Source organism: Acinetobacter sp. YH12142 (genome assembly GCF_013418435.1).
GTDB classification, from domain to species: Bacteria; Pseudomonadota; Gammaproteobacteria; order Pseudomonadales; family Moraxellaceae; genus Acinetobacter; species Acinetobacter amyesii.
The window spans coordinates 1-26,457 of the sequence record NZ_VPCB01000010.1; the positions used below are offsets into that span (position 1 = coordinate 1).

Here is a 26,457-nt window from a genome sequence, read left to right on the forward strand (position 1 = left end):
ATCGTTTGAAGGATAAAAAAAGAATTGGGATTCAGCCCCAGGTTGAAACTTAATACGAGATCAAAGGGGTCAATTTTACTTTGCCATTTGTAAGGTAAAAGGGGTCAATTTTAGAATGCCGTTGACACTGGGTTTGAAGTGATTGCTTATTATTTTGAAACCGATTTGGACAGTACCTTAAAGCGCAACAGTTTTCGTGAAGGCAAAGCCCATATTCCAGAAGTTGGCGTGCGTGCTACTTATCGCAAGCTTCAAGTTCCATCACAGGATGAAGGCTTTGATCAAATTTTTAAAATTAAAATTATCAGTCACGGCGAGTTTTCAATTTTACCCATGCATGAATAACGAGCATTAACCTGCTTTTTGGCTATCTTGCCATTTTTTAAAAGCCGATTGCATCGCTTGACGCTCATAAGGTTTCACTAAACGACTTTCTAATGAAGCAAAATCACCTTTATAGGCAGCAGCAACCATCGATTTAGCCAGCTCTTGAATACTTACGCGTCCACGGTGTTCATATTGTTGAACTTCTTCATGGGTGAGTTCAACATCCCAACATGACACGACAGAACTCAGATCAACCGCTATGCTCAAGTAATATTGATCAAAGTCTTGATAAAGTTCCCAAAAATGCGGCTCATAGGCGATAAGGTTCATGGTGCAATGCTAGCTAATTGAATTTAATCACTATAAAGATAATATTGAATAAAATATATTCAACTTTAGGTGATAGATATAAAGCCTGAGCTGAAAAAATTAGGGGAAAATTTTGATAAGAGATTTGATGTGAATATTATGGAGAATAGAAATTTCTCAATTATTCATTACAAATAAATCACTTCAAATTCATCAAAGACAATCAAATGAAATTTACTTACCAGTTATGTTCTTTGAACTCAATATTTGGGCAATATTGTTGTATTATCTTTTCTACGTCATTATTAATTTGGTCTAAGGGCAAAATAATCCCTATACACATACCGAAGAAAACAATTAAATGAGTTTGCGTTTTCTCAATATTTGATACTAAACTCCATGAAAAAATTTGAGTGTAATACTCAGTACTTTCGATAAGATTTTTCTCTGTAATCTCAATTTCTTTATCCCCAATGAAAATTTTCGAATTTTCAGCCATATGATCGATATATCGTATCTTAAACATATTTTGAAAAAGAGAGTTTACTTTGGGCAATAATCCTAATAAAAGAGCGACTAAAACAATCAAGTAATTCAAAAGTGAAGAATCATTTTTGAAGAAAATAAAAATAAAGAGACCGACAATTAATAGTATAAAAAATTTAAACACTAATCTGAGAAACTTAACTTCGAATTTGTCATATACAACAGGATTCATCAGATTTTCATTTAGCACCTGAAATACATAAAAATCTTCATTGGTTGTTTTAATGTTGAGTTTCATTTTATTTTTTATATCAAGATTTATTTGCTAAATATTATATCCATCTCGATTTAAGTTGTATATTTGAACATAAAAAAACCACCCTTTCGGGTGGCTCTTTCAATCTCGAACAGCGTCTTATTGAGCGCGGTTTTTGATTTTGCGGATGGTTTCCAACTGAGCAGCAGTTTCTGCAAGAGCAGCCAAAGCAGCAGCTGAGTCCAAGTCGCTCTTTTGATTTGCTAACAATTGTTCAGCTTGTTTACGAGCTTCAATAATTGCTGCTTCATCAAGGTTGTCAGCACGTACTGCGGTATCTGCAAGTACAGTAACAACGTGCGGTTGAACTTCTAGTACACCACCTGATACATAGATTAATTCTTCTGTACCATTTTCAAGCAGAACGCGGATTGCGCCCGGCTTGAGCAAAGTTACTAGTGGTGCATGGCCAGGCATAATACCCAACTCACCACCAGCACCTTTAGCAATTAGCATAGTTACAGTGCCAGAGTACAAAGACTCTTTAACACTTACAACGTCACATTGCATAGTTGACATGAGAATCTCCTAAATTAGGTAACTAATTAAAGTTTCTCAGCTTTAGCAATAACTTCGTCAATACCACCAACCATGTAGAACGCTTGTTCTGGAATGTGGTCGTATTCACCAGCTAGAAGACCTTTAAAGCCACGAATTGTTTCTTTAAGCGGTACAAGTTTACCAGGAGCACCAGTAAACACTTCAGCTACGTGGAACGGTTGAGAGAAGAAACGTTGGATCTTACGTGCACGGTATACAGTAAGTTTGTCTTCTTCTGCCAATTCGTCCATACCAAGAATTGCGATAATGTCTTTCAATTCTTTGTAACGTTGAAGAACGTTTTGAACTGAACGAGCGATTTCGTAATGCTCAGTACCCACTACAAGTGGATCTAACTGACGTGAAGTAGAGTCAAGTGGATCGATCGCTGGGTAAATACCAGAAGATGCGATGTCACGGCTCAATACAACAGTCGCGTCCAAGTGAGCGAAGGTAGTAGCAGGCGATGGATCTGTTAAGTCATCGGCAGGTACGTATACCGCTTGGATTGACGTAATAGAACCAGACTTAGTAGACGTAATACGTTCTTGAAGAACACCCATCTCTTCTGCAAGAGTCGGTTGGTAACCTACTGCAGATGGCATACGACCTAGAAGTGCTGATACTTCAGTACCCGCTAGTGTATAACGATAGATGTTGTCGACGAACAATAGAACGTCACGGCCTTTACCGTTTTCGTCTTTTTCGTCACGGAAGTACTCAGCCATAGTCAAACCAGTCAACGCTACGCGTAAACGGTTACCTGGTGGCTCGTTCATCTGACCGTAGACCATTGCTACTTTGTCTAGAACGTTAGAGTCTTTCATTTCGTGATAGAAGTCGTTACCTTCACGAGTACGTTCACCAACACCAGCAAACACAGATAAACCTGAGTGAGCTTTTGCGATGTTGTTGATCAACTCCATCATGTTTACAGTTTTACCAACACCGGCACCACCGAACAGACCAACTTTACCGCCTTTAGCGAACGGGCAAAGTAAGTCAATGACTTTAATACCAGTTTCTAAAAGGTCAGTAGAAGCCGCTTGTTCTGCATAAGAAGGCGCTTGACGGTGAATTGGTAAACGAGTTTCAGTACCAACAGGACCAGCTTCGTCGATAGGGCGACCAAGAACGTCCATGATACGACCTAAACATGCAGTACCTACAGGTACAGAGATAGGCGCGCCAGTGTTAGTTACAGTAAGACCACGCTTAAGGCCTTCAGTAGAACCCATTGCAATAGTACGAACTACGCCATCACCAAGTTGCTGCTGAACTTCTAATGTAGTTTCAGTACCATCAACATGGAGAGCGTCATAGATCTTAGGAACGCTGTTACGTTCAAACTCGACGTCGATAACCGCGCCGATGATCTGAATGATACGACCGCTACTCATTGCTGTCTCCTCAATTCAAACTAATAATGTTAAACGGCAGCGGCACCACCAACGATCTCAGAGATTTCCTGAGTAATCGCGGCTTGACGCAGCTTGTTATAAATAAGTTGTAGGCTCTTGATCAATTCACCCGCGTTATCAGTTGCAGCTTTCATTGCAACCATACGAGCAGACTGTTCACATGCGATGTTTTCAATCACACCTTGATAAACCATAGACTCAATGTAACGAACCAATAAACCATTTAAAAGCTCTTCAGCTTCTGGTTCATAGATATAGTCCCAACCGTATTGACGGTTTAGACCTTCGCTTTCCTCAGCAGCTGCTAAAGGAACAAGCTGTTCGATTTTTTGGTTTTGAGTCATGGCGTTGACAAAGCCGTTTGACACTAGATAAATACGATCTAACTCGCCTTTATCAAACGCGTCTAACATCACCTGTACAGAACCAGTTAACTGTTCAAGACTCGGAGCATCACCTACGTTTGTAGTTGCACCAAGAACTTTACCGCCGTAGTTTTTAAAAAACGAAACCGCTTTTTGACCAATTAAAGCAAATTGAACTTCAATTGACTGCTCTTGTTGCTGTTGCACGTGTTTTACCACTTTTTTGAACAAGTTAATGTTCAAACCACCAGCAAGGCCACGATCTGAAGAAACAATGATATAGCCAACGCGCTTTACAGGACGTTCAACCATATAACGGTGTTTGTATTCAGGGTTCGCTTGTACCAAATGAGCAATTACACGGTGCATATTTTCGGCATACGGACGGCCTTGAGCCATGCGCTCTTGCGCACGACGCATCTTAGAAGCTGCTACCATCTGCATCGCGCGAGTAATTTTCTGCGTGCTTTTGATACTAGCTACTTTGGCGCGAATTTCTTTTAAATTTGCCATACGCTTAACCTAGTATTCGAAAGCCCTTTCGAGCTTCCGAAGGTTGATCCGTGAACCAAACCAAAACCAGATTCAACACAGTTGAATCTTAGTAAGTTTGAGTCGCTTTAAAGCTTTCAATACCTGCTTTGATTGCTGCTTCGATTTCTTTATCGTAAGCACCAGTCTCGTCAATTTTTTGCATTAACGCAGCATTTTCTGAACGGAAGTAAGAGATCAACGCAGCATCAAATGCAACGATTTTCTTCACTTCTACGTCAGCCATGTAGCCTTCGTTAGATGCATAAATTGAAACAGCTTGGTCAGCAATTGAGTATGGAGCATATTGTTTTTGCTTCATAAGCTCAGTTACACGTTGACCATGTTCAAGCTGTTTACGAGTTGCTTCGTCAAGGTCAGAAGCGAACTGAGCAAACGCAGCTAATTCACGGTATTGCGCAAGAGCGGTACGGATACCACCTGACAATTTTTTGATGATCTTAGTTTGAGCAGAACCACCAACACGTGATACAGAGATACCCGCGTTCACAGCAGGACGAATACCTGCGTTGAATAATGATGTTTCTAAGAAGATCTGACCGTCAGTAATCGAAATTACGTTTGTAGGTACGAATGCAGATACGTCACCGGCTTGAGTTTCAATAATCGGTAATGCAGTTAATGAACCAGTTTGGCCTTTAACTTCACCGTTAGTGAATTTCTCAACGTAGTCAGCAGATACACGTGAAGCACGTTCAAGTAAACGTGAGTGTAGATAGAATACGTCACCAGGATATGCTTCACGACCTGGTGGACGACGTAGAAGCAATGAAATTTGACGGTAAGCAACAGCTTGTTTAGACAAGTCATCATAAATGATAAGCGCGTCTTCACCGCGGTCACGGAAGTACTCACCCATTGTACAACCAGCATACGGAGCAAGATACTGCATCGCTGCAGGATCAGCTGCAGCAGCTGCTACAACAGTTGTGTACGCCATAGCGCCAGTTTCTTCTAGCTTACGTACTACGTTAGCGATAGTCGATTGTTTTTGACCAATTGCTACGTATACACATTTAATGCCAGAATTTTTCTGAGCGATGATCGCATCGATCGCCATAGCTGTTTTACCAGTTTGACGGTCACCGATGATCAACTCACGTTGACCACGACCAACAGGGATCATGGTATCAACTGATTTATAACCAGTTTGTACAGGTTGATCCACTGATTGACGCCAAATTACGCCTGGTGCTACTTTTTCAACAGCATCAGTAAGTTTTGCGTCAATAGGGCCTTTACCATCAATTGGGTTACCAAGAGCATCTACTACACGGCCTAAAAGTTCTGGACCAACCGGAACTTCTAATACACGACCTGTGCAACGAGCTTTTTGACCTTCTTGAAGGCTTAAGTAGTTACCTAAGACAACGGCACCCACTGAATCCTGTTCTAGGTTCAGTGCCATACCAAATAAGCCGCCGTCGAATTCGATCATTTCACCGTACATTGCATCAGCAAGGCCGTGAATGCGCACAATACCGTCGGAAACCATAACAATGGTCCCTTCGTTCTTAGCGGTCGCGCTGGTGTCCAGATCGCCGATACGCTGTTTAATGAGCGCACTGATCTCGGATGGATTCAGTTGTTGCATTGCGCTATACCTCAATCTTTTTAAAGTTCAGTCTTCGAGCTGTTAAGCAAGAAGACGAGTCCGCATTTTTTCAAGCTTGTTAAGCGCAGAATCATCTATCACTTGGTCGCCTGCACGAATAACTACACCCGCGATTAACGCTGGGTTAACTTCTACAGAAACATTTACGGCAGCTTCGAATTTTTTCTCTAATGCATGCGCAAGTAATTGTTCTTGTACAGAAGTCAATGGGAATGCAGATTCAATCACTACATCCACAGTATTGTTATTCTGTGATTTGAGCTGTTCGTATTCTTCTGAAATTTCAGGAAGAAGTGCCAGACGGTCATTATCGGCAAGCAATGTCAAAAAGTTTGACACTGCTGCTGTCTGGTCTTCACCTAAAACTTTTGCGAAAACACTTACCTGCTCAGCAGGAGTAAGCTCAGGGCGATTTAGATAAGCTGAAAATGCTTCGTCTTGCACCGCAGCACTGAGCAAATTCAATGCATTTGACCAAGCGTCAGTTGCATTTTGCTCAGAAGCGTAAGCAAATGCTGCTTTAGCGTATGGGCGTGCCAACGTCAAGAGTTCAGCCATAATCCGCCTCTCTTAAAGTTTAGCAGCCAGCTGAGTCAGCATGGCATTGTGAGCTTCTGCGTCAACTTGCTGGTTCAGAATTTTTTCTGCGCCAGTAACTGCAAGAGCAGCAACTTGTTGACGTAATTCTTCGCGAGCAGCATTGATTTCAGTATCAACAGCTTCTTTAGCTTGTTGACGAATACGCTCACCTTCAGCCGCAGCTTGAGTACGCGCTTCTTCTACCAATTGCGCACCACGACGGTTCGCTTGTTCGATCAATTGAGCCGCTTGTGCTTTAGCCGCGTCTAATTCAGCTTTCACTTGTGCTTGCGCATCCGCAAGGTCAGCTTTTGCTTTTTCAGCAGCGTTTAAGCCATCAGCGATTTTACGCTGACGCTCACTAATCGCATTGATTAGTGGTGGCCATACAAACTTCATGCAGAATGCGACAAAAATCGCAAATGCAATCGCTTGGCCAATCAATGTGAGGTTGATATTCATTGCTATTCCTCAATAGTTTAATTTAGGAATTAAGCTGATTAACCTACAAATGGATTAGCGAAGATGAAGAACAAGCCAATACCAACACCGATCATAGGCACAGCATCAAGAAGACCTGCGATTAAGAACATACGAGTTTGAAGTTGTGGAGCCAATTCTGGTTGACGAGCAACAGCTTCTAAGAAACGGCCGCCTAGAAGACCAAAACCAATCGCAGTACCTAAAGCACCAAAAGCGATCAAGATAGCAGATGCAATTGCAACTAGACCTAAAGTGAGTTCCATGATAATTCCTCAGAGGTTAGGTTTATACCAAATTAAGTTAAAAAATTGTGTGCCCAACCACCCTTTGACAGTTGAGCAATACCATTAATGCTTTTCGCTAGCCATACTCATATATACGATAGTCAACATCATGAAAATGAATGCTTGTAACGTAATAACAAGAATATGGAAGATCGCCCAAGGCACAGACAACGCCCACTGGATCCAGAACGGTAGTAATGCGATCAAGATGAAGATCAACTCACCCGCATACATGTTACCGAACAGTCGAAGAGCCAATGAGATTGGACGTGCAATAAAAGTTACTAATTCAAGAATAATGTTTACTGGAATAAGTAATGCTTTTAAAACTGGGTTACTTGGGTTAAATGGGTTAAGTGCAAATTCTGCACCGAATCCGACAAGACCTTTCTCACGGATACTATAGAAAATAGTTAACGCAAATACTGATAATGCCATACCCAAGGTAATGTTAGGATCAGTAGATGGAACGATTTTGAAGTAAACATGGTGAGGATCCATACCAAACACGTTAGCACCGATCAATTGAGCTGTATAAGGAATCCAGTCAACAGGGATCAAGTCCATCAAGTTCATGAGGAAAATCCACACGAAGATGGTCAGCGCTAACGGCGCGATTAAGCGCGATTTGCCATGGAAAGTGTCACGGACACTTGAGTCAACGAACTCGATAATCATTTCGATTGCAGACTGGAACTTGGTCGGAACACCAGAGTTTGCAGCTTTCGCTACAACCCAGAACAACAAACAGAAAACTATACCAAGGCCAATAGACCAACCCATTGAATCCAAGTGAATAGCAGTGAACCCCATCTCTTGAGCTTCTTTAGCAGTCTCAGCTAACTTCCAAGTACCATCTGGCATTTTGCCATAGGTCAAGTTAGTCAAGTGATGCTGAATGTACTCGGTCGAAGTAAGGGCATGTTCTTCAGCAGCCATAAATCACACCTGGTCAATGTCAAAACTAATAGAGAAAACGAATATCGCGTGCTGCCTGATATCTCGTTACTCTCCAAAAAACTTTTCAATTTTTTGTTGTGTTTATACTCGTTTTTTTAAGCGTGTTGCCCAAAAAGGAGCGACCCACGACATACTTTGTACGAGCATAAAACCACAAAACAATGCCACCGCTGACAACGGTTTGACATTGATCAAAATCAAAATGAATCCAACAATCACGATTGCAAACTTGCCCATTAAGCCACGATACATGTTTGACAGCACCTGTTTAGAGGCACGGGCACCAGCCGCACGAAACGACTGCCATGAAAAGTAGCTACTTGCTAGCCAACATACCAACGCACCCAAAGCTGCACTATATGCTGTGATTGTGTCTTTAAGGACCCAACCAATCAGGGCTGAAACAGGAATCATTACTGCTTGTAAGATGACTAAAGCTTTCGCTAATCGTCGATCAATCATGCGACTAGTTCGACTCATTTTTGTTCACTCACAGCAATTCTGCTTGACAAGTTTAACTGATGATTATTTTTAATCGCAGGCATTATAGAGTTACACCCCTTAACTTGCAATCTTTTCCCGACCTTAGTCGTGTTTTTTTAAATTGGCAAACTGCTTTCAAACTAATCAATAGTTGTTTATTTTTTACTTTACTTTCGTGCATTTAGTGTGCATTTCAGTGTTTCATCAGCCAACATCTTCCATGCTGTTACAAAATCCCCTGCCCCACTCATCGTTTCGTCAACCGGTTGAAAGACGATGCCACCGAGCTTTTGATACTGATTTTGACTGGCATGTGCTTCTGCAAGTAAGCATACTTTTGGCTGAGCACGATGGTCTTTCAAGTATTTGATTTGTGCCAATGTCGGCGCGACATGTGGATCATCTGTCAACGCACCGGTAAATTTCAAATTCAGTGAGCGCTCAAGATATTGATAGGCATCGTGGTAAGACCAGTAAGGTTGAGCACGGCTCGACACATCGGTTTTTTGCGCAGTAACCAAGAGTTTCTGCGCAAATGCACGTGCATTGGCCCAATATTTTTCACGATGTTCTGGAAACTGTTGTGAACGTAAAGCAGCAATAAAAAAGCCGATTCGAACCGCATTGTTTGGTTCAAGCCAGACATGGGTATCGATTGTGCCTTTTAATGCATTGCCACGAACATCCCGCAAAGGCAACGCACTGATAATGCCTGAGTCTAAAATAGCGATACTTTTACCACTTTCACCCAACATTTTTGCCAATGGCGCTTCATGCGCTTGGCCTAGCCATAAAACGAGATTGGCATCTTGCACGGTTTTACGGTGTGCAGGCGTCAAGCTCACATCATGTCCAGATTGATGGTCAAGCAGTAGTTTGGGCTGCTCTACGCCCTTAAGTACATCCTTCGCGATTAGATAAATCGGTTGTGTAGAAACAACGAGACCTTGCGCCCAGCTCATCACACTGAATAAAGCCAAACTACAAAAAAGAAATACACGGGACATGGGGAGAGAGCACCATAAAATGAATAGTGTTATAATATAACAAAATCGTAAAAAAACCTACGTCTGTTCGTAAGTACTTACGCTTCATGTTAAGATTTAAAGTCTTTTTCTTTATACAGTTTCGTACTCGAGGTTTGCTATGAGCGCATGTTCACACGAACATCATAATGCTTTGCATGGTGTACACGATCATCATAATGTCGAACAGCGCCTTGCTGAAGCTGAGAGTCTCTGTAGTGCGACGGGTGCTCGACTTACGCCCTTGCGTAAAGAAGTATTGGAACTGATATTGAACGCAACGGGACCAATGGGCGCTTATGATCTTTTGGCTAAAATCAAAAGTGAGTCTGACCGACCTGCAGCGCCACCGACGGTGTACCGTACGCTGGATTTTCTGCTTGAAAAAGGTTTGATTCATCGTCTAACGTCGATTAATGCTTACATCCCATGTTGTCATCCGCGCGAAGGACATCAAGCCGCATTCCTGATTTGCACCGATTGTAAAATAGTCAAAGAAGCATCTGCTCAAGGCTTGATGGCGCAACTTGATGAATTGTCTGCATCCGATGGTTTTACTGCACATCACAGTATTATTGAAATTTCAGGGATCTGTCAGCAGTGCCGCAGCAAACACTAAATATGAAGCCCATTGTGGCTTTAGAGCATGTTCATGTCCGAATCGATGAACGTGACATTTTAAAGAATGTAGATTTCGCCTTACACGAAAAAGAAATTGTCACCTTGATTGGTCCCAATGGTGCAGGCAAATCCACACTCATCAAAGTGTTGTTGGGTATTGTAAAACCTGTCTCCGGCAAAGTGATCAGCACACAAAAATTAAAATTCTCATATGTGCCACAAAAATTTAATCCATCACACAGCTTACCGCTACGTGTGTGTGATTTATTGGCCCTAGAAAAATGTGATGCCAATATCAAGCAAGAAATAATTCGTGATACAGGCATTGCCAAGTTGCAACAATCTAAAGTTCAGCAATTGTCGGGCGGCGAACGTCAACGTGTATTGATTGCACGGGCTTTATTGCGTCAACCGAATGTATTGGTTCTGGATGAACCTATGCAAGGTCTGGATATCCAGTCTGAAGCAGAACTGTATGACTACGTGCGTAGCTTGCCAGAAAAATATGGCTGTGCAGTTTTGATGGTTTCTCATGATTTACAGTGGGTAATGCAAGGAACACATCGTGTGGTTTGCCTCAATAAGCATATTTGTTGTAGTGGCTTGCCTGAAAATGTCCAGCAACATCCTGAATATCAAGCGATCTTTGGGACAAACCGTGTGTTCTATCAACACCACCATGATCACTGTGCACATGGCGATAGTGCAACGCCTTGCCAGCATGACTCTCGTCCCCATATTCACCCTGAACCGGAAGCATAATCCATGATGGAATGGCTACAACTCCTTTTGCCAGCATGGATCATGGGCACTTTGCTGGTGTTCCTGACTGCGCCGCTTGGCTGTTTAATGTTATGGCGTCGCATGTCATTTTTTGCGGACACCATGGCACATGGCACTTTACTCGGTGTCGCCATTGCCGGTGCGATGAGTCTACCGCTTTGGACAGGCGTTACATTGATTGCGCTCTTATTGGTTGCAATCTTATGGGTGTTACACGACCCTCGCTTACCCAATGACGCTTTGCTCGCGCTTTGTTCTGCAACACTCCTGTGCTCAGGCTTACTGTTCATACAACATTTGCCAAGCTTAAGACCTGAATTACTCAGCTATTTATTTGGTGATTTACTCACTATTTCTTGGTCAGATTTGCCTGTCTTTGCAATTGTGATCATTGTGGCACTGACCGTGCTGTATAAAAGTTGGCAATCGCAGATTCAGATTGCCATTGACCCCGATATTGCGGTCAGTGAAGGTGTCAGCGCCAAATGGCAACGTCTGATTTTTATGTTGTTACTGGCCTTATTTACCGTATTGGCTTTACGTGCTGTCGGCTCATTGCTGATGGGTGCACTGTTAGTGATTCCTGCATTAACCGCTCGTTTATTGGCAAATTCTCCGAAGCAAATGGTACTGTGGTCTTTCATCATTGCCCAAGTCGGTGTAACTGTAGGTTTATGGTCAAGTGCTGGTTTAAACACCTCTACAGGACTGACCATTGTATTAACTATGGCGCTGCTCTTTGCCCTAATTTTTATTATGCAAAAATTTAAGAAAGTGGCTTAAGTAGCAACGTTCATTGTTCAATTCGCGACATATCAAAAAAAAAGCCATGCAGTTGCATGGCTTTTTTTGCACGTCAAATACGATACTCAGAATCATCTCACTGGATTTATTGATGCACCAAACTCAATAAACTCGCAGCACAAGCAAATAATACCGCAAAGGTTCGATTCAAATATTTTTGTTGTTTGGGTGATTTTAATAACCGCAGCACTTTTGCAGCGAGACCGGTATACCCCGCCATGACAATCAGATCGATGCTAATCATCGTTGCAGCCATAATGACATATTGAATCCATTGGGGTTTGGATAAATCTAAAAACTGCGGCAAAACAGCCAATAAAAATACAATCGCTTTAGGGTTGCTCATATTGACCAAAAAGCCATGTAAAACTAATTTTGAAGGTGATTTATTTGGTAAATCTTGTTGGATTTCAATTGACTCTGTTGGCGCTGTCCACTGTAAATAAGCCAAATACAATAAATAGCCCACACCAAACCATTTCACGATCAGAAAAGCCCATGGTGTCGTCGCAAATAAGAACCCTGCCCCAGCTGCAACAATGACTATCTGAACCAAAAGTGCCAATTGCAGGCCGATGGCATTCCAATACCCATGCTTAAACCCATAATTCAAACCACTCGACATAGACGCAATTGCACCTGCACCTGGGGAAACACTAATCACCCAACATGCCAACATATATGCAATCCAGATTTGATAGGACATCATTAGCTCAAGTTTGAAATGGGTCTGTATTATAGACATTTACTCTATTTTCATGACAATAATGCACGCTAAAAGGCCAAATGAAGGCTACACTCTCAGCGCTGCTTAAGGCACAATACACACAGCCACTCAGAAATTATAATTTTTAGGAGCCATGAATGTCTGCTCAATCTGTAATTTTGCCATTACCCTCAGATCATGCTCGTTTTATTGTTTTACGTTTAAAAGATTTAACGATTAGCGAATTAAAAGAACAACTTGAAGACTTACTTAATACTCGTGATCGTCTGATTACCCAACATCCAAATGCACAGATTAAAACGGCTGTGGCTTTTGGACCAGAACTTTGGGCACAACTTTACAGTCAATCCCCGGCAGGCTTTAAACAACTTGATCCAATTCAAGGTTCATTTAACATGCCTGTAGCCCCAGCAGATGTATTTATCCATATTGCAGCACAGCGTACAGATATTTGCTTTGCGCTGAGCCAAGCATTCTTTGATGGTATTCAAGATAAAGTTGACGTACTGGATGAACGTGTGTGCTTCCGCAATTTTGATGGCCGTGATTTAACCGGCTTTATTGACGGAACTGAAAATCCGCAATTTCCAGATGATCGTGCTGAAACAGCATTACTAGCTGAAGAAGCTGGCGTATTTGCCAATGGCTCTTTTATTTTTGCACAGCGTTATGCGCATAATTTGGATAAATGGAAAAAGCTGAAAGTCGATGCGCAAGAGCATGTAATTGGCCGTACTAAACTTGAGTCTATTGAGTTAGATGAAGATGAACAGCCTGAAAACTCACATGTATCACGTACAGTTGTAGAAGATGGTGAAGGTGAAGAAATGGCGATTTTGCGTCATTCACTCCCTTATGGTGATGGCCGTGGCGATCAAGGCTTGTTCTTTGTGGCATATACCAATGATTTAAGCATTATCGACAGCATGCTAGTACGTATGTTTGGCACCAGTGGTGACGGCATTCATGACCGCTTACTTCACTTTGTCACTCCTATGGATGGCGCTTATTACTTTGCACCGAGTGAAGAGTTATTGGAAGAAGTTTTAGAAGGGTAAAGTAGAAAAAGCCGACGAGTGTCGGCTTTTTATTCTTAGAAAATCAAATTATTTTAAAATAAATTTTCTCTCCCTCAGAACACACTCTATAAAAAATTCCGGAAAAATTGTTTTTTGGATCTAAATCACTCATATAAGAATTACAATCCAATAAGTAAGTATTGTCTTTTTGTTTTTCCAAAATAATTTTTTGCGGTTGCTTAAATGAATATTCATCATAATATTCATTAAGGTAATAAATACTTTCTTTTGATTTAGATGATTCAACATCTTTAAAAGAATCACCTCCTCCTATTGGGTTCATCTTTCCATAGGATTGAAATATTTTATCGACATTAAAAATCAGATTTTCATTATTGTTTAACCGAGTTAACTTGGCCCATCCCATCTCAATATTTTCTATCATAAAAATTTTGTAAAAAATTTCGTAATTTTCACCATTTTTTTTGATAAAAAACTCATCGTTATTTGGTTTGTAAGCATTTAGAAAATAACTTTCATCTAGCACACTAGGCTTAAGAATTCTGCAATTCCGTTTGACATTGCATTGTTTAAACGCATAATAAAAATCAACTCTTTCATATATTTTCTCATTTTTATTACTAACTGCATTTAAATCAATATTTTGTTCGCGATCCGATGAATTACATCCTACTAACAAACTACAAGCTATTATTATATGATAAAAATTCATTGCATAATCTCAATATGCATAGCGCCCTCACCTTTTGCATCACCTGGAATAAATCCAGAAATTTTTCCTTCAGACTTAGCTTTAATACAGACATTTTTAAATTTTTGCCCTAAATTACTTAAGTTTGTATTCGAACCAAATCCATTACTATTTAATCCAATGTCTACTACATTCATCTTTTCATACTGAGTTTGAGATACACAATGCAGCGAAACTCTTAGTCCTTTACCTTGAAACTCAATAATTTTTTCAACCATTTTTTTTATGGTAGCATCTTTAGATAAGCCTTTTTTCTTACAATCATCACGTACTCTTTTTACTGCCTCACCAGGTGCACTGTAACTAATAGTTGTGTTGTACATTGCTCTTGCTTGTGATTCTGGAGTTCTTATAGTACTTGTGATCAGAATTTCTTTCATTCCCGCTTCCTTCGCAAGATACGCTAGTACATTTTTTGTTTTTTGACTAACAATATCTTTCCTCCACTGTTCAGCTACACCATTAAATCCAACATTAACTCCTTGTACTGCCAATGGTATTGAAGGTTTATCTATTTTTAAATCTATATCTTTCATTCCATTTCTGATTACATCATTAAAATGGACTATCTCCTTTTCAGATTCAAGTGTGATAACTTTTATATTCTGACCAACATTAGCTTTATGTATTTTTTTTCCTAATCCATGAGTACCACTTGAATGATTTCTTTTGTTACCTCTATATTCTATTAAATAATTACCACCACTAAATAGCTGATCAGTTTTTTTATCATATGTAAGAACACTGAACTCTGCTTCTTCATTATTGTCATTAACTGTAGTTTTTGGGTGTCCATCTTGACTTGTTGCTTGTGTTTGATCTCTTTTGGGAGTTTCATCTCGAGTTTGTTGCTCTTGGCTAGTATTTTTGGTTTTTGATGATTTTTTTTCAGCATTTATCAAATCTAAATCTTTACTTGCTTGTTCCAACACCTGAGAGTCAACATCTATGAATCTAATAGTTTTATTTTTATCGACTTTTATTGTTAATAAATTTTGACCATTTCTTAATTTATAATTTAAATCAAAACCTGGCATAGCATTTACAATTATCTTACCTTCATCATTAGTTTTTTTAGGGTATTCTTTACCTCTGTACCATTGTACTAAATTTAAATTTTTTATAGATTTTCCACTTTTTTTATGCCTAAAAATTATTTCAAATTTATGTAACTTAATTTGTATATCATATATTTTTTTATCATTTAATACAGTGAAAATTCCAACTTCTTGTTTGGAATCTCTTCCACTAACTAAAACTGCGATTTTTTCTCCACTTTCTGCCTGAATACCTTTTTCAACACCATCATTTTCAGTTGAGTGTTTTTTCTCTTTTCCCTTATATTTTAAAAAATAAGAAATTCTTGAAATCGGTTTTCCATCACTATCTAAAACTCTAAGATCAAATTTTACATCTAATTTATTAGAATTATTTTCTTGATTATTACTATTTTCAGTATTTTCTCTTCCGTCTTTATTATTTTGTGGTAGCTCCTGGTTATGTTTATCTGTTCGTGTTTTTATACCACCCATTCCATTATCTACAACAATTATGACATGATGGTTTTTTCCATCAGCAATCAACATTAATTCTTTATTATTTTCATCTTTCACAGATGAGCCATCAACAGAAAATCTTGCTCCCCATCCACCCTTTACTAAAATAGATCTAATAAAGCCCTCTTCATCTATTAACAAATTACTCATTGTTGGAATATATTTTGTCTTCTTATAACTTACATTGACTCTTGATCCCATTAATTTTTTAGCAGATTGATCGATGAATTTAATAAAAAATCGTGAAGTTCCTTTATACCTTATCCAGCACATATCATCATTTTCAGTACCATTTATTTTCACTTCTTCTGTTAATTCGTTGACAAAATTTGGTGGATATTTATAATTTTTTGGGTCCTTATTATTCAAAAATTTTTGAGCTTTTGGGCTATAATATAATACCACTCCATTTGTGAAATCTTCTTCTTCCCTCATGTAAATAGGGTACACAGCATCTATAATATCTTGAGTATCCTTTGAAACCTTATTAGAATTCATTTCAGCTTTAACCTTTTTTACAGCAGCCGTTTGTTCAGTTAAAGCATCAAAATCATCATATAAATATTGTATAATGCTTGGATGACCTACCCACTCACCAAACCCTAATCGATTCATAATACAATGTGCAACTGCTTTTTTTGAAGTAATGCTACAAACACCTGCTTCTCCAGAGATTGTTGCAACAAATGCTATAAATTCATCTGAATACTTCATTATTTTCTCCGCATGGTTTTATTATTGTTTTTTTAATTAATAAACTTGAATAATCATCTGCCAACAATATTAAATTACCATTTTCTAAAAATTTACTTTTCTTTTTAAAATAATTATAATAATCAAATCTTTGATTTAACCCCAAGTATTCCTTATCATTTAAATCAGCAATAATTTTTTTCCTACCAGTGAAAATTATCCTTGCATATATTTTCTTCTTAACACTATCACTTTCTATCAAACAATGATTATTTTCATTAAAAGCAATAAATTCATTAGTAGAATCTTCACTAGTTTCTCCATAAAAAAAGTTTACTTGGCATGGAGATCCACACGAAACTCTAACCCTAAATATATCACTATTAATCTTTGTGATAATTGGAGACTTAACATCTTCTAGCAATAATTTATTGTCCCCATCAACTACTCTGTAAATATTGCAACTTGATTCATATTCGTCTGTGCATTTTGAAACTATTTCAAAATCAGGCCCTTTGGCGTATATTATATTGTTGATAGAAAAGAAATTTATCAAAAACAATCCAATTAAAATATATTTATTCAAGATAATACCTTCTATATTTCTAAATTAATTTCATCACAAAGATGCATTTCGTCATCACATCCGCAACCTTGAATTTCTTCATCTAAAGACTCTGCATCCATTGCTGCATTTTTTTGATATAGAGTTATATAAGCACCTGGTACTAATGCCAGTTCTACATTTTCAATAGCATCACTATAAATACGTGCACTACTTTGTTGCTCAAACTGGTACTCAGCTTCAATTTTTTTAGAATGGTTAATAAGTTTATATTTCATATTTTTTAATATATTAGTATCAAATATTTGACTTAAGTCAAATCTCATACTATACAGCCCACTTTCAGGCAGCTTAGGCAATTGTGCATTTACAGTCGCTCCTCCCACAAAACTATGCTGCCCCGCCTTACTCTCAAACTTGCCGCCTGTCGTGGTAAATATTCCGCTGCCATTAATTTTCAGCTGTGAACCTCCTGCAGTCAGCACAATTTCTTTAGGACTGGTAATTTCAATTTTATCTTCTGTTGAAATGAGCTTAATCACCTTTCGTGCAATTGCTTCAATAGCATCATCTTGGGCTTGTAATTCAACTTTCCCTTTTGCGGCATAAGCACTCAGGCCCTTTTGAGCCGCAAACAGACTGATTTTGTCTTGTGCATGACCGACAATATTCTTTTGAGCACTGAAATTAATCGAACCTTGCGCACTTTCTGCAATATCCTGCGAGGCTTGTAAAACAATATCTTCCGGTGTAGTGAGTGCAATACCATTAGGTGATGCAAGCAACATCAACGCTTGGCGGAATAATTTGCCTTGTTCTTGTTTTGCCGCTGTATTGGATTTTTCTAAACCCTGCGCATAGCCTTCCATAAAGCCTTGTACTTTTTCTAATGCTTTTATGGGTGTCATCGCTGGTGGCAAACCAAAACCACCATTATTCAACAAATCATCAGGGTTAAATTTGATGTCTTCGATCAATTTACCCACATCTTTTAATACTTTTAATGGATCTTCTTTTAGGTTACTTTTCAGACTTGCAACCCGCCCTTGAATCACATCCTTACCATTTTCTTCAATATGATCTATGACAGACTTTAAGTTATCAAAGGCATCTTCGGCATCATTAAAAAATGCTTTAAATTCTTTTACTGTACTTTTGACATCATGTGCGATTGAGCCCATTTCTTTGACAAAACTTTTGCAGTTTTTTAACGCTGCCAATGGGTCTCGACTTAAATCCTCTTTGAACAAATTTAAAGTCGCTTTGACACCTTCGGCAGTACTTTTGATTTCTAAAGAGTTTATTAACTTCGGCAAACGATTAATCACATTTAATGCATCGGTCTGCTGCTTTACGGCTACGCCGCTCAGCATATTCATGCTCTGATGCCCTTGATTTAAAAGAGATTGAGCTTCAGCAGCAGCAAGATGATCGGCAACTGCTTTATCCTGTGCATAGGTACTAATGAGTAAACCTTTACCTGCACGCATTGCCCCCCAAGCATCCGTTCGTAGCTCAAACCCCTCTCCACGGCCATGGCTACTGTCTTGTTCTTTAGGATGGCTGAGATTACCTAAATTCAGCTGTGTCGCTGCATGACTACTTTGTAATTGGGTACTGATCTGACCCGTCGTATCATCAAAGCGCAGTTGGTTAAAGCCTGTTCCCGCAACTTCTTGCGAGCGGATACCACTGAGTTTTTTGGTTTTAGGAAGTTGACCTTTGAGGTCAAACATGGTCTGAGATCGTTCAGCTTCATGTATTCGTCCTACTACAAAGGGACGATCCACATCACCCTCAAAAAAGTCGATGACCACAATCTCACCAATACGAGGATGGAAACGTGCCCCATAACCTTCACCCGCCCATGGAGTCAGTACATCGACCCAAGCCGAGTCACTGTCATTATCATTACTCCCTGCTCCACCATCATGACTGTGGTCGTCACTGCGGGTGAACGTAAACCGAACTTTGATACGCCCCCAAGCATCGACATAAATACTTTCACCTTCTGGACCGACCACTTTAGCCCGCTGTGGAAACGCAGGTGGCCGGTGTAATAAAGGATCATATTCAGGCACCACGGAAATTTGCCGACGGACCACATATAGGTCATTGGCCTGCCGTTCATCCCCTAAAGATAGCCAACGGCTCGCGGCAAGTAACTTCTCTAATTGAACCAAAATATCTTTGGGTAAATTATTCTGGTTATAAAATGCTTTGCCCAATATGAGAAATTCACGATCTGTCGTTTGATGTTGATCGATTTCAGGATGATTTTCTAATTCAAACCAATACCCAACTTGTGCATCCCTTACGCTACTGCTGGCGGTAAAATATTTGGCTTGTAATTCCTGATATTGATTGAGTTGCCGATTCAACTGATCCAATTGCTGTGTATTTGAAGTGGTCGCCTGATCTGCACCTTTAAGATCAGCTGTCCAAGCCGAACTCATGGTCCACGCCTGCTCTAAACTTAAGGTTTCATTGTGCTGTTGCTCACTCTGTGCATGGGCGCTTAAGAGCGGATTACTTTGGTCTTGTGCCAAATGTTGAGCTTGCCAACGCTGCGTTTGAATTGTGGTCGATTGTAAAAAGCGTTCTGCCACAAAACTGGTGATTGTGTCCAAACGTTCCGTGGCATGACTACGATGAAAGCGAATCTTTTTCCGTTCCAAAGCACTATAAGCCTGATTCGTATCAATTAAACGCAGCTGCTGTGCTTGCATCGGTGCAGCCGAAAATGCGACAAATAACTCCGCTTCATCAATTAACCAATTGATCCCTTCACTGCGCCAAAGGCGGGTCAAAAATGCATAATCACTTTCATTCGCCTGCATGGTGAATGGACGCACATCATAGGTACGTGCCAGCCCCTCTAAGTTCAAGCTTAAACTGGCAGCAAACAGCGCACTTTTTTTCTGCCATTCACTAAAAATAATCTCGGTCATCTCCCGTACCGATTTATTCATAAAGACACGGCTGTTACGACGCTTATGCCAGAGTGCTGTGGCATCCTCAATCACCAGCTTATAAACGGTCAATGCACCATCACTTTGACCTTGGCTTGCACCTGTAATCACACCAGTCAGGCGACTGAGTTGTCCCAAATCTGTCACTTGATCGACAGCCACTCGGCCGCCTATAAACTGCTTTAAAGCCAAATGAGCATTGGTCGAGAGACAAATAATTTCCGCACGAAAGCCTTGATTAATACGGTGTTGACCTTCAATCCGTTGAATAAAAACTTCAGAATTTAGATGTTCATTTGAGAAATGAATGTGTAGCGCACGTTTCTGTACGCTAAAGCCAAAGTTTTCCACCATGGCGTGAATATTTTTAAGCATTGTTATTATGTATTTAATTTTTTTTAATGACGGCATTTTAGGAAATGTTTATTTTTTCGTCTACCCTATTTTGCAAATAATTTGTTGAATTCTTCTTTTTGGCTTTTATATCACTTTAGGATTCAAGTGAATAGGAACGTCAATACTGGATCAATTTTGCTGATCTAACTTTTCGCAGCCGCTGAGATGCTGCTACACTCAAAATGCAACCTATTAAAAATTTTAAGCTCCATGATCACAATTGAATCCAAACTGCCTGCACAAGGTGTGACTATTTTTAGCGTCATGAGCGCAATGGCGCAGCGTCTAAATGCACTGAATTTATCTCAAGGTTTTCCTGATTTCCCTGCACCTCCTGCACTGTTAAATGCGCTAAGTGATGCGACGCAACAAGGTTTTAACCAATATGCACCCGGCGATGGACTGATACATTTGCGTGAGCAATTGGTCCAACTGTTTGCCCATCGAGACCAATTAAATATTGACCCTCACACCGAAGTGACCATTACCCCGGATGCAACCATTGGTATTTTTAGTGCCATTCAAGCCGTGGTTCATGCGGATGATGAAGTGATTATTTTTGATCCGAGCTATGACAGTTATGCGCCCAGTGTAAAATTGGTTGGGGCTCATCCCATTCACATTGCCTTAGAGACGCCACATTTTACTGTGGATTGGAATCGTGTTGCCGCTGCGATTAACGATAAAACCCGGATGATTATTGTCAATACACCGCATAATCCAACAGGTGCTGTTTGGCGGCGTGAGGACTGGCTCAACTTGATCGAACTGATTCGAGATAAAAATATTATTGTGCTGTCGGATGAGGTCTATGAGCATTTAATTTTTGATGGTCGTCAGCATCTATCTGCTTTGTCATTTCCTGAGCTGCGTGAACGTAGTTTTGTCGTGGGTTCATTTGGTAAAACTTTTCACGTCACAGGTTGGAAAACCGGTTATTGCATTGCAGCGCCAGCCTTGATGCAAGTGTTTCGCCAAATCTATCAATTTGCCAATTTCTGCGGTGTTACGCCCGTACAAATGGCACTGGCTAACTTTATGGCAGAACATCCTGAGCATATTGCTGAATTGGCCGATTTTTACCAAGCCAAACGTGACCGTTTCAATGCCGGCTTAAGCCACTCTAGATTTGAGTTGATTCCATCGGCAGGTACCTATTTCCAAAACCTTGATTACAGTGCCATACGCCCAGATTTAAGCGATGTGGAGATGTGTCAGTTGTTGGCAGAGCAACATAAAATCGTAGCGATTCCAGTCTCGGTGTTCTATCAAAAACCGCCTGAAAATTTACGATTATTACGCTTCTGTTTTGCCAAACAAGATGCCACCTTAGATCGAGCTGCAGAGATTCTCTCCGCAGTTTAAAGCAGTATCTGCCCAAACGTTTTTTTAAAACAGACATGTAGGAATAATGAAGCCTTGGTTACTCAAAAACTAAGGCTTTTTTGAATGCAAACATGATAGTGTTATCAGTAACTTAAAATCATAAAAAGCAGCGTCTAGGACCTGAGCATGTCAAAACAACAGTCCCTCGTTACTCAGCAAAATTTATGGAAAACGTTTTTAGTTTTTCTGGTGCCTTTGATCGCCACCAATATTTTGCAGAATTTATCTGGGACCATTAATACCGTTTTTGTCGGTCAGATGCTTGGGGTGCATGCCATTGCAGCGGTTGCGGTATTTTTCCCGATCTTGTTCTGTTTAATGGCTTTTGTGATTGGACTCTCGGCAGGCGCAACCGTGTTGGTAGGTCAAGCTTGGGGCGCACAAAACCTTGAAAAAGTTCGTACTGTGGTGGGTTCCACCCTTTTTATGACCTTGATTGGTGGCAGCATCATTGCCTTTTTAGGGGTGATATTTGCCAAGCCCATTTTATTGGCCTTAGGCACAGCCCCTGACGTGATGCATTTATCTTTGCCTTATGTGCAATGGATGCTTGCGGGTAGTCCACTACTCTTTATTTATATTATTTACACCTCGATTTTGCGTGGGGTCGGTGACAGTACAACACCGCTGATTGCATCGGGTATGACCATTGGTTCAGGGCTGATCATTACACCAGTACTGATTGCAGGAAAATTTGGATTTCCAAGTTTAGGTATTATTGCCCCTGCCATTGCCAGTCATATCGGCTTTTTAATTGCCTTGGTATTTTTATATTTCTACTTAAAAAAGAAAGATCACCCGCTCAAACTCGACTTCGAGTTGATTCGTCATATTCGCCATCAACATGATCTCAGCAAAATTATCTTAAGACTGGGAATTCCAACGGGTATTCAGATGGTCACGACCTCTGTGGCTGGTCTCGTGATTGTCGGTTTAGTTAACCGCCATGGTGCTGATGCCACTGCTGCATATGGCGCGGTCAATCAGGTTTTGAATTATATCCAATTCCCTGCCTTGTCTATCGCGATTGCAGCTTCTATTTTTGCCGCGCAAGCCATCGGTTCGGGTCAATCTGAATTAATTAATCGCGTGAAACGTACGGCCATCGGGATGAATTTCATAATTACTGGTATCTTGGTGGCATTGGGCTATTTATTCTCTAAACATTTAATGGCGCTGTTTATTACAGATCCTGAAGTTGTGGTTCTCGGTCAAGAATTGCTGTTCATTGTGCTTTGGTCGATTTTATTTTTTGGTGCCAGTGCGATTTTTGCTTCCATTATGCGGGCCAGTGGAACGGTGACCGTGCCGATGATTATTAATATTATGGCGATTATTTGCATTGAAGTGCCGTGTGCCTACCTATTTAGTGAATGGTGGGGCTTAAAAGGCATTTGGTATGCCTATGCTTTGGCTTTTGTCAGCTTATGTATTTTACAAGGGCTGTATTACCAACTGGTATGGAGACGAAAAGCCATCAAAGTATTGCTATAAAGTTTGCTAATAGCGTTCAATGCCAATACACGCTTTAAGTTTACATATGGAAAATCTTGTACTGGTCCATGCATAAAGTTTGCCGTTAAACTGCTGTTTATTTTTCAACATTTGGTTTTATATCCTGTTGATTTATCTACACCTAGAACCAAAAAAAATTAAAACCCTCTTATTTTCAAACAATTATGGTTTGGCATAGATTTTGTTCTTATTCCTTTTATCTTTTAAGAATAATTGGGATGAGAAATTTTTTATGTCTAAACGTCAAATAAAGCTTGGGGCTTTTATTCCAACCACCTCACAGCATGTCGCGGGTTGGCGTCATCCCGAATCTCGCCCACAAGATCATCTCAATATTGATTATGCAATTGAACTGGCAAAAACCGCAGAACGTGGTTTATTCGATGCTTACTTTCTTGCCGATGGTCTGTCTGTCCGTTGGAGTTCTGCTATCGAAGGTGAGAAAGGTTTGGGCGATAAAGGCGTCGGCTTTGAACCCGTCACATTGTTTGCAGCCCTGTCTGCTGTGACGCAAAATATTGGCTTTATTGCCACAGCGTCCACGACTTATGAAGACCCCTACATTTTGGCGCGAAAATTCGCTTCTTTAGATCATATTTCTAAAGGTCGTGCTGCGTGGAATGTAGTAACGACAGCTTCTGCCGATGCCGCAAAAAACTTTAACATTCAGCAGCACCCTGAACCCAAAGAGCGTTATGAACGTGCCGATGAATTTATTGAGGTGACTCAAAAACTTTGGGACTCATGGGAGGATGATACCTTCCATTACAACAAAGAAACTGGGCAATTTTTTGATGCCCGAAAACAACATCAGCCCAATCATCAGGGCCAATACTATCAGGTACTGGGTGCTCTCAACGTCTCTCGCCCACCGCAAGGCTATCCGGTGATTGTTCAAGCTGGGCAATCTGAAGATGGTCGTGAACTGGCCGGTAAATATGCCGAAGTGATTTTTACAGCACAGCAGAATTTAGCAGATGCTCAAGCCTTTTATCGTGATGTCAAAAACCGCTTAGTGAAATATGGCCGCCATGCGGATGACTTAAAAATCATGCCGGGTGTATCGATCTTTGTTGCACAAACTGAAGTCGAAGCTCGGGCAAAATACGATGAATTAAATGCATATATTCATCCGACTTTGGGACTGAACTTACTCAAACAATTGGGTGGTTTTACTGAAGACCTGTCGCAATTTGACCTCGACCAAACGCTACCAGAACATTTAACACAGGCGCAAAATGGCGCAAGCCGTCAACAACTGATTTTAGAGATTGCGCGTAAAAATAATTTTACCATTCGACAACTTTACCAATGGGTTGCAAGCGCACGTGGGCACTGGACGCTGATTGGAACACCCGAACAAATAGTCGATCAACTACAAGCTTGGTTTGAAAATGAAGCGGCGGATGGTTTCAATATTTTGCCACCAACCACACCTGCAAGCTTAGATGATTTTGTAGATTTGGTTGTCCCTGAACTGCAACGTCGTGGTCTATTCCGCACGGCTTATGAAGGCAAGACCTTACGAGAAAACTTAGGTTTAAAACGACCTGAAAACCAATATGTTTTAGAAAAAAGACATACCTCCCAAGCCTCATAAACCAACGTTTAATAAAACTGAAAAACAAATGCCTCAACAGGGGCATTTTTATGGACTGATATTGATCCAACTTAAGCGATGATCATACTGACCTATATTTGATAAGCCTAAAAAAAGCCCTGAATTCAGGGCTTTGAAAAGTTTAGGTGATGGTCAATTCAGACTTACCATGCAAATTTATAATCGGCAAATCGGTGAGATAAAGGTTCAAGCAACTGATCTTTTACTGGATCACTAAAGTCAGTCAAAATGTCATTTTTAATATTGGTCAGACGGACATCTTCGCGTTTACGCGGATGGGCTAAATGAATATCTACAATACGTTTAATTCGTCCCGGATGCGGCTGCATGACCACCACTCGATCGCCCAAAAATACCGCTTCTTCGACATCATGGGTGACAATAATCATGGTGATTTTTTCACTTTGCCAGATTCGCTGTAATTCATCCTGTAAATTTTGCCGCGTCAATGCATCGAGTGCGCCAAAGGGTTCATCGAGTAATAAAATCTGTGGTCGATTCACCAAACTACGGGCAATCGCCACACGTTGATTCATCCCACCAGACAACTGCGAAGGATAAGCATCTTTAAATTGGGTTAATTTGACCAACTCTAAATGTTCATCAATCAATACATCTTCTTCTGCACGGCTAAACTGACTTTTATGCAAGGCAATCCGTACATTTTCTCTTACCGTCAACCATGGAAACAGGCGATGATCTTGAAACACGATACCACGTTCCAAACTCGTGCCCTGTATAGGCTGACCATCAACCAAAATCTGGCCCTGAAACTGACGCTCTAGACCAACCAACAACCGTAATAATGTGGATTTTCCGCAGCCACTACTTCCCACAATACTGATGAACTCACCCGGCTGAATATTCAGGTTAATGTCCTTAAGTACGGTTAAGTCTTCTTGCTTTTGTGTGGGATAATATTTCGTTAGCTGCTGAATAGAAACCGAACCAGCTTGTTCTACGCTCATATCATTATTCTCTATTTGTGCTGACAAACTTTGCTGGACTAAACCTTAGAGTTTAGCCAGCGACACTTCCGTCGATTTAATTAACACCACCACCTCTGAACCTACTTTTAAGTCTAAATCCTTCACCGAACGCGTCGTGATCACGGACGTAAAAAAGCCCGCTTTGGTTTCCACATCAATTTCTGAAACCACAGGACCCTCTACGATTTCATTAATCACGCCTTTGAATTGGTTTCGCACATTTACTGAAGTAATCGCCATTTTAATTATGCCTTTTGTTATTAAGAGAGCTTTACTATAAAACAGTTCAATCA

Annotated in this window: 27 protein-coding genes; 8 read left to right on the top strand and 19 right to left on the bottom strand. The window is 40.3% G+C overall.

From position 1 onward, the window contains the following. Positions 1–138 precede the first annotated feature (138 nt). Complete coding sequence (locus tag FTU77_RS09685; RefSeq protein ID WP_180055677.1) at positions 139–345, top strand: hypothetical protein; 207 nt, start codon at positions 139–141, stop codon at positions 343–345. Between the two features lie 6 nt (positions 346–351). Here FTU77_RS09685 and FTU77_RS09690 read toward each other — a convergent pair whose 3' ends face one another. The 12 genes from FTU77_RS09690 to FTU77_RS09745 all read right to left on the bottom strand — a co-directional run bounded on the left by FTU77_RS09690 (position 352) and on the right by FTU77_RS09745 (position 9,727). After that, positions 352–657 carry a hypothetical protein gene (locus tag FTU77_RS09690; protein ID WP_168378803.1) on the bottom strand — a complete coding sequence of 102 codons (306 nt, stop codon included), beginning with the start codon at positions 655–657 and terminating at the stop codon, positions 352–354. A gap of 217 nt (positions 658–874) precedes the next feature. Beyond that, positions 875–1,420: a hypothetical protein gene (locus tag FTU77_RS09695; RefSeq protein WP_168378804.1), complete on the bottom strand. Its 546-nt coding sequence runs from the start codon at positions 1,418–1,420 to the stop codon at positions 875–877. A 117-nt stretch (positions 1,421–1,537) separates the two neighbouring features. After that, positions 1,538–1,957, bottom strand: a complete 420-nt coding sequence (locus FTU77_RS09700) for a F0F1 ATP synthase subunit epsilon (RefSeq protein ID WP_078191472.1) — start codon at positions 1,955–1,957, stop codon at positions 1,538–1,540. Between the two features lie 26 nt (positions 1,958–1,983). Beyond that, on the bottom strand, positions 1,984–3,378 hold the full coding sequence (gene atpD / locus FTU77_RS09705) for a F0F1 ATP synthase subunit beta (RefSeq protein ID WP_180055678.1): 1,395 nt from the start codon (positions 3,376–3,378) through the stop codon (positions 1,984–1,986). A gap of 29 nt (positions 3,379–3,407) precedes the next feature. Further along, positions 3,408–4,277, bottom strand: coding sequence for a F0F1 ATP synthase subunit gamma (gene atpG / locus FTU77_RS09710; RefSeq protein ID WP_078191474.1), 870 nt, complete (start codon positions 4,275–4,277; stop codon positions 3,408–3,410). Positions 4,278–4,365: 88 nt separating this feature from the next. Then, a complete protein-coding gene (gene atpA / locus FTU77_RS09715; protein ID WP_078191475.1) occupies positions 4,366–5,910 on the bottom strand; it encodes a F0F1 ATP synthase subunit alpha in 1,545 nt (514 codons plus the stop codon). A gap of 42 nt (positions 5,911–5,952) precedes the next feature. Continuing rightward, positions 5,953–6,489, bottom strand: coding sequence for a F0F1 ATP synthase subunit delta (locus tag FTU77_RS09720; RefSeq protein ID WP_078191476.1), 537 nt, complete (start codon positions 6,487–6,489; stop codon positions 5,953–5,955). A 12-nt stretch (positions 6,490–6,501) separates the two neighbouring features. Then, the gene (locus FTU77_RS09725) at positions 6,502–6,972 is read right to left on the bottom strand and encodes a F0F1 ATP synthase subunit B (RefSeq protein WP_078191477.1); all 471 of its coding nucleotides are present in this window, start codon (positions 6,970–6,972) and stop codon (positions 6,502–6,504) included. A 38-nt stretch (positions 6,973–7,010) separates the two neighbouring features. Continuing rightward, positions 7,011–7,256: a F0F1 ATP synthase subunit C gene (gene atpE, locus FTU77_RS09730; RefSeq protein ID WP_000424060.1), complete on the bottom strand. Its 246-nt coding sequence runs from the start codon at positions 7,254–7,256 to the stop codon at positions 7,011–7,013. Between the two features lie 84 nt (positions 7,257–7,340). Then, complete coding sequence (gene atpB, locus FTU77_RS09735) at positions 7,341–8,216, bottom strand: F0F1 ATP synthase subunit A (protein ID WP_078191478.1); 876 nt, start codon at positions 8,214–8,216, stop codon at positions 7,341–7,343. 102 nt (positions 8,217–8,318) lie between these two features. Continuing rightward, a complete protein-coding gene (locus tag FTU77_RS09740; protein ID WP_078194025.1) occupies positions 8,319–8,717 on the bottom strand; it encodes an ATP synthase subunit I in 399 nt (132 codons plus the stop codon). Between the two features lie 170 nt (positions 8,718–8,887). Continuing rightward, the gene (locus FTU77_RS09745) at positions 8,888–9,727 is read right to left on the bottom strand and encodes a metal ABC transporter solute-binding protein, Zn/Mn family (protein ID WP_180005341.1); all 840 of its coding nucleotides are present in this window, start codon (positions 9,725–9,727) and stop codon (positions 8,888–8,890) included. 139 nt (positions 9,728–9,866) lie between these two features. Here FTU77_RS09745 and FTU77_RS09750 point away from each other — a divergent pair, with 139 nt between their 5' ends. From FTU77_RS09750 to znuB, 3 genes are read left to right on the top strand one after another with little or no spacing between them, the layout of a single operon-like run. After that, a complete protein-coding gene (locus FTU77_RS09750; RefSeq protein ID WP_078191481.1) occupies positions 9,867–10,364 on the top strand; it encodes a transcriptional repressor in 498 nt (165 codons plus the stop codon). 2 nt (positions 10,365–10,366) lie between these two features. Then, complete coding sequence (znuC, locus tag FTU77_RS09755; RefSeq protein WP_078194027.1) at positions 10,367–11,128, top strand: zinc ABC transporter ATP-binding protein ZnuC; 762 nt, start codon at positions 10,367–10,369, stop codon at positions 11,126–11,128. Positions 11,129–11,131: 3 nt separating this feature from the next. Further along, positions 11,132–11,932, top strand: a complete 801-nt coding sequence (gene znuB, locus FTU77_RS09760) for a zinc ABC transporter permease subunit ZnuB (protein ID WP_180024703.1) — start codon at positions 11,132–11,134, stop codon at positions 11,930–11,932. Positions 11,933–12,038: 106 nt separating this feature from the next. Here the strand turns inward: znuB and FTU77_RS09765 are convergent, their stop codons facing one another. Next, complete coding sequence (locus FTU77_RS09765) at positions 12,039–12,659, bottom strand: LysE family transporter (RefSeq protein WP_180026143.1); 621 nt, start codon at positions 12,657–12,659, stop codon at positions 12,039–12,041. Between the two features lie 158 nt (positions 12,660–12,817). Here FTU77_RS09765 and FTU77_RS09770 point away from each other — a divergent pair, with 158 nt between their 5' ends. Next, the gene (locus tag FTU77_RS09770) at positions 12,818–13,738 is read left to right on the top strand and encodes a Dyp-type peroxidase (protein ID WP_180010769.1); all 921 of its coding nucleotides are present in this window, start codon (positions 12,818–12,820) and stop codon (positions 13,736–13,738) included. 43 nt (positions 13,739–13,781) lie between these two features. On the opposite strand, the gene FTU77_RS09775 is transcribed toward FTU77_RS09770, so the two are convergent. Genes FTU77_RS09775 through FTU77_RS09790 form a run of 4 tightly spaced genes read right to left on the bottom strand, consistent with a single transcriptional unit; the run spans position 13,782 to position 20,632 of the window. After that, complete coding sequence (locus FTU77_RS09775) at positions 13,782–14,432, bottom strand: hypothetical protein (protein WP_180005344.1); 651 nt, start codon at positions 14,430–14,432, stop codon at positions 13,782–13,784. Beyond that, positions 14,429–16,741 (bottom strand): hypothetical protein, encoded by a 2,313-nt coding sequence (locus tag FTU77_RS09780; protein WP_180055679.1) that lies wholly within the window; start codon positions 16,739–16,741, stop codon positions 14,429–14,431. The genes FTU77_RS09775 and FTU77_RS09780 overlap by 4 nt, the downstream gene beginning before the upstream one ends. Beyond that, positions 16,725–17,306, bottom strand: a complete 582-nt coding sequence (locus FTU77_RS09785) for a hypothetical protein (RefSeq protein ID WP_180003511.1) — start codon at positions 17,304–17,306, stop codon at positions 16,725–16,727. The genes FTU77_RS09780 and FTU77_RS09785 overlap by 17 nt, the downstream gene beginning before the upstream one ends. A gap of 11 nt (positions 17,307–17,317) precedes the next feature. Beyond that, a complete protein-coding gene (locus tag FTU77_RS09790) occupies positions 17,318–20,632 on the bottom strand; it encodes a type VI secretion system Vgr family protein (RefSeq protein WP_180055680.1) in 3,315 nt (1,104 codons plus the stop codon). Positions 20,633–20,863: 231 nt separating this feature from the next. On the opposite strand from FTU77_RS09790, the gene FTU77_RS09795 reads away from it, so the two are divergent. The 3 genes from FTU77_RS09795 (at position 20,864) to FTU77_RS09805 (ending at position 25,154) form a co-directional block, all read left to right on the top strand. Beyond that, entirely contained in the window at positions 20,864–22,018 is a 1,155-nt protein-coding gene (locus FTU77_RS09795) for a methionine aminotransferase (protein ID WP_180055681.1), read from the top strand. Positions 22,019–22,165: 147 nt separating this feature from the next. Next, on the top strand, positions 22,166–23,533 hold the full coding sequence (locus tag FTU77_RS09800; protein WP_180007962.1) for an MATE family efflux transporter: 1,368 nt from the start codon (positions 22,166–22,168) through the stop codon (positions 23,531–23,533). 253 nt (positions 23,534–23,786) lie between these two features. Next, a complete protein-coding gene (locus FTU77_RS09805) occupies positions 23,787–25,154 on the top strand; it encodes an LLM class flavin-dependent oxidoreductase (RefSeq protein WP_180055682.1) in 1,368 nt (455 codons plus the stop codon). A gap of 164 nt (positions 25,155–25,318) precedes the next feature. Here FTU77_RS09805 and FTU77_RS09810 read toward each other — a convergent pair whose 3' ends face one another. Both FTU77_RS09810 and FTU77_RS09815 read right to left on the bottom strand, forming a co-directional pair. Then, positions 25,319–26,143, bottom strand: a complete 825-nt coding sequence (locus tag FTU77_RS09810) for an ABC transporter ATP-binding protein (protein ID WP_180055683.1) — start codon at positions 26,141–26,143, stop codon at positions 25,319–25,321. A gap of 45 nt (positions 26,144–26,188) precedes the next feature. Continuing rightward, entirely contained in the window at positions 26,189–26,404 is a 216-nt protein-coding gene (locus FTU77_RS09815; protein ID WP_067765474.1) for a molybdopterin-binding protein, read from the bottom strand. Positions 26,405–26,457: the final 53 nt, after the last annotated feature.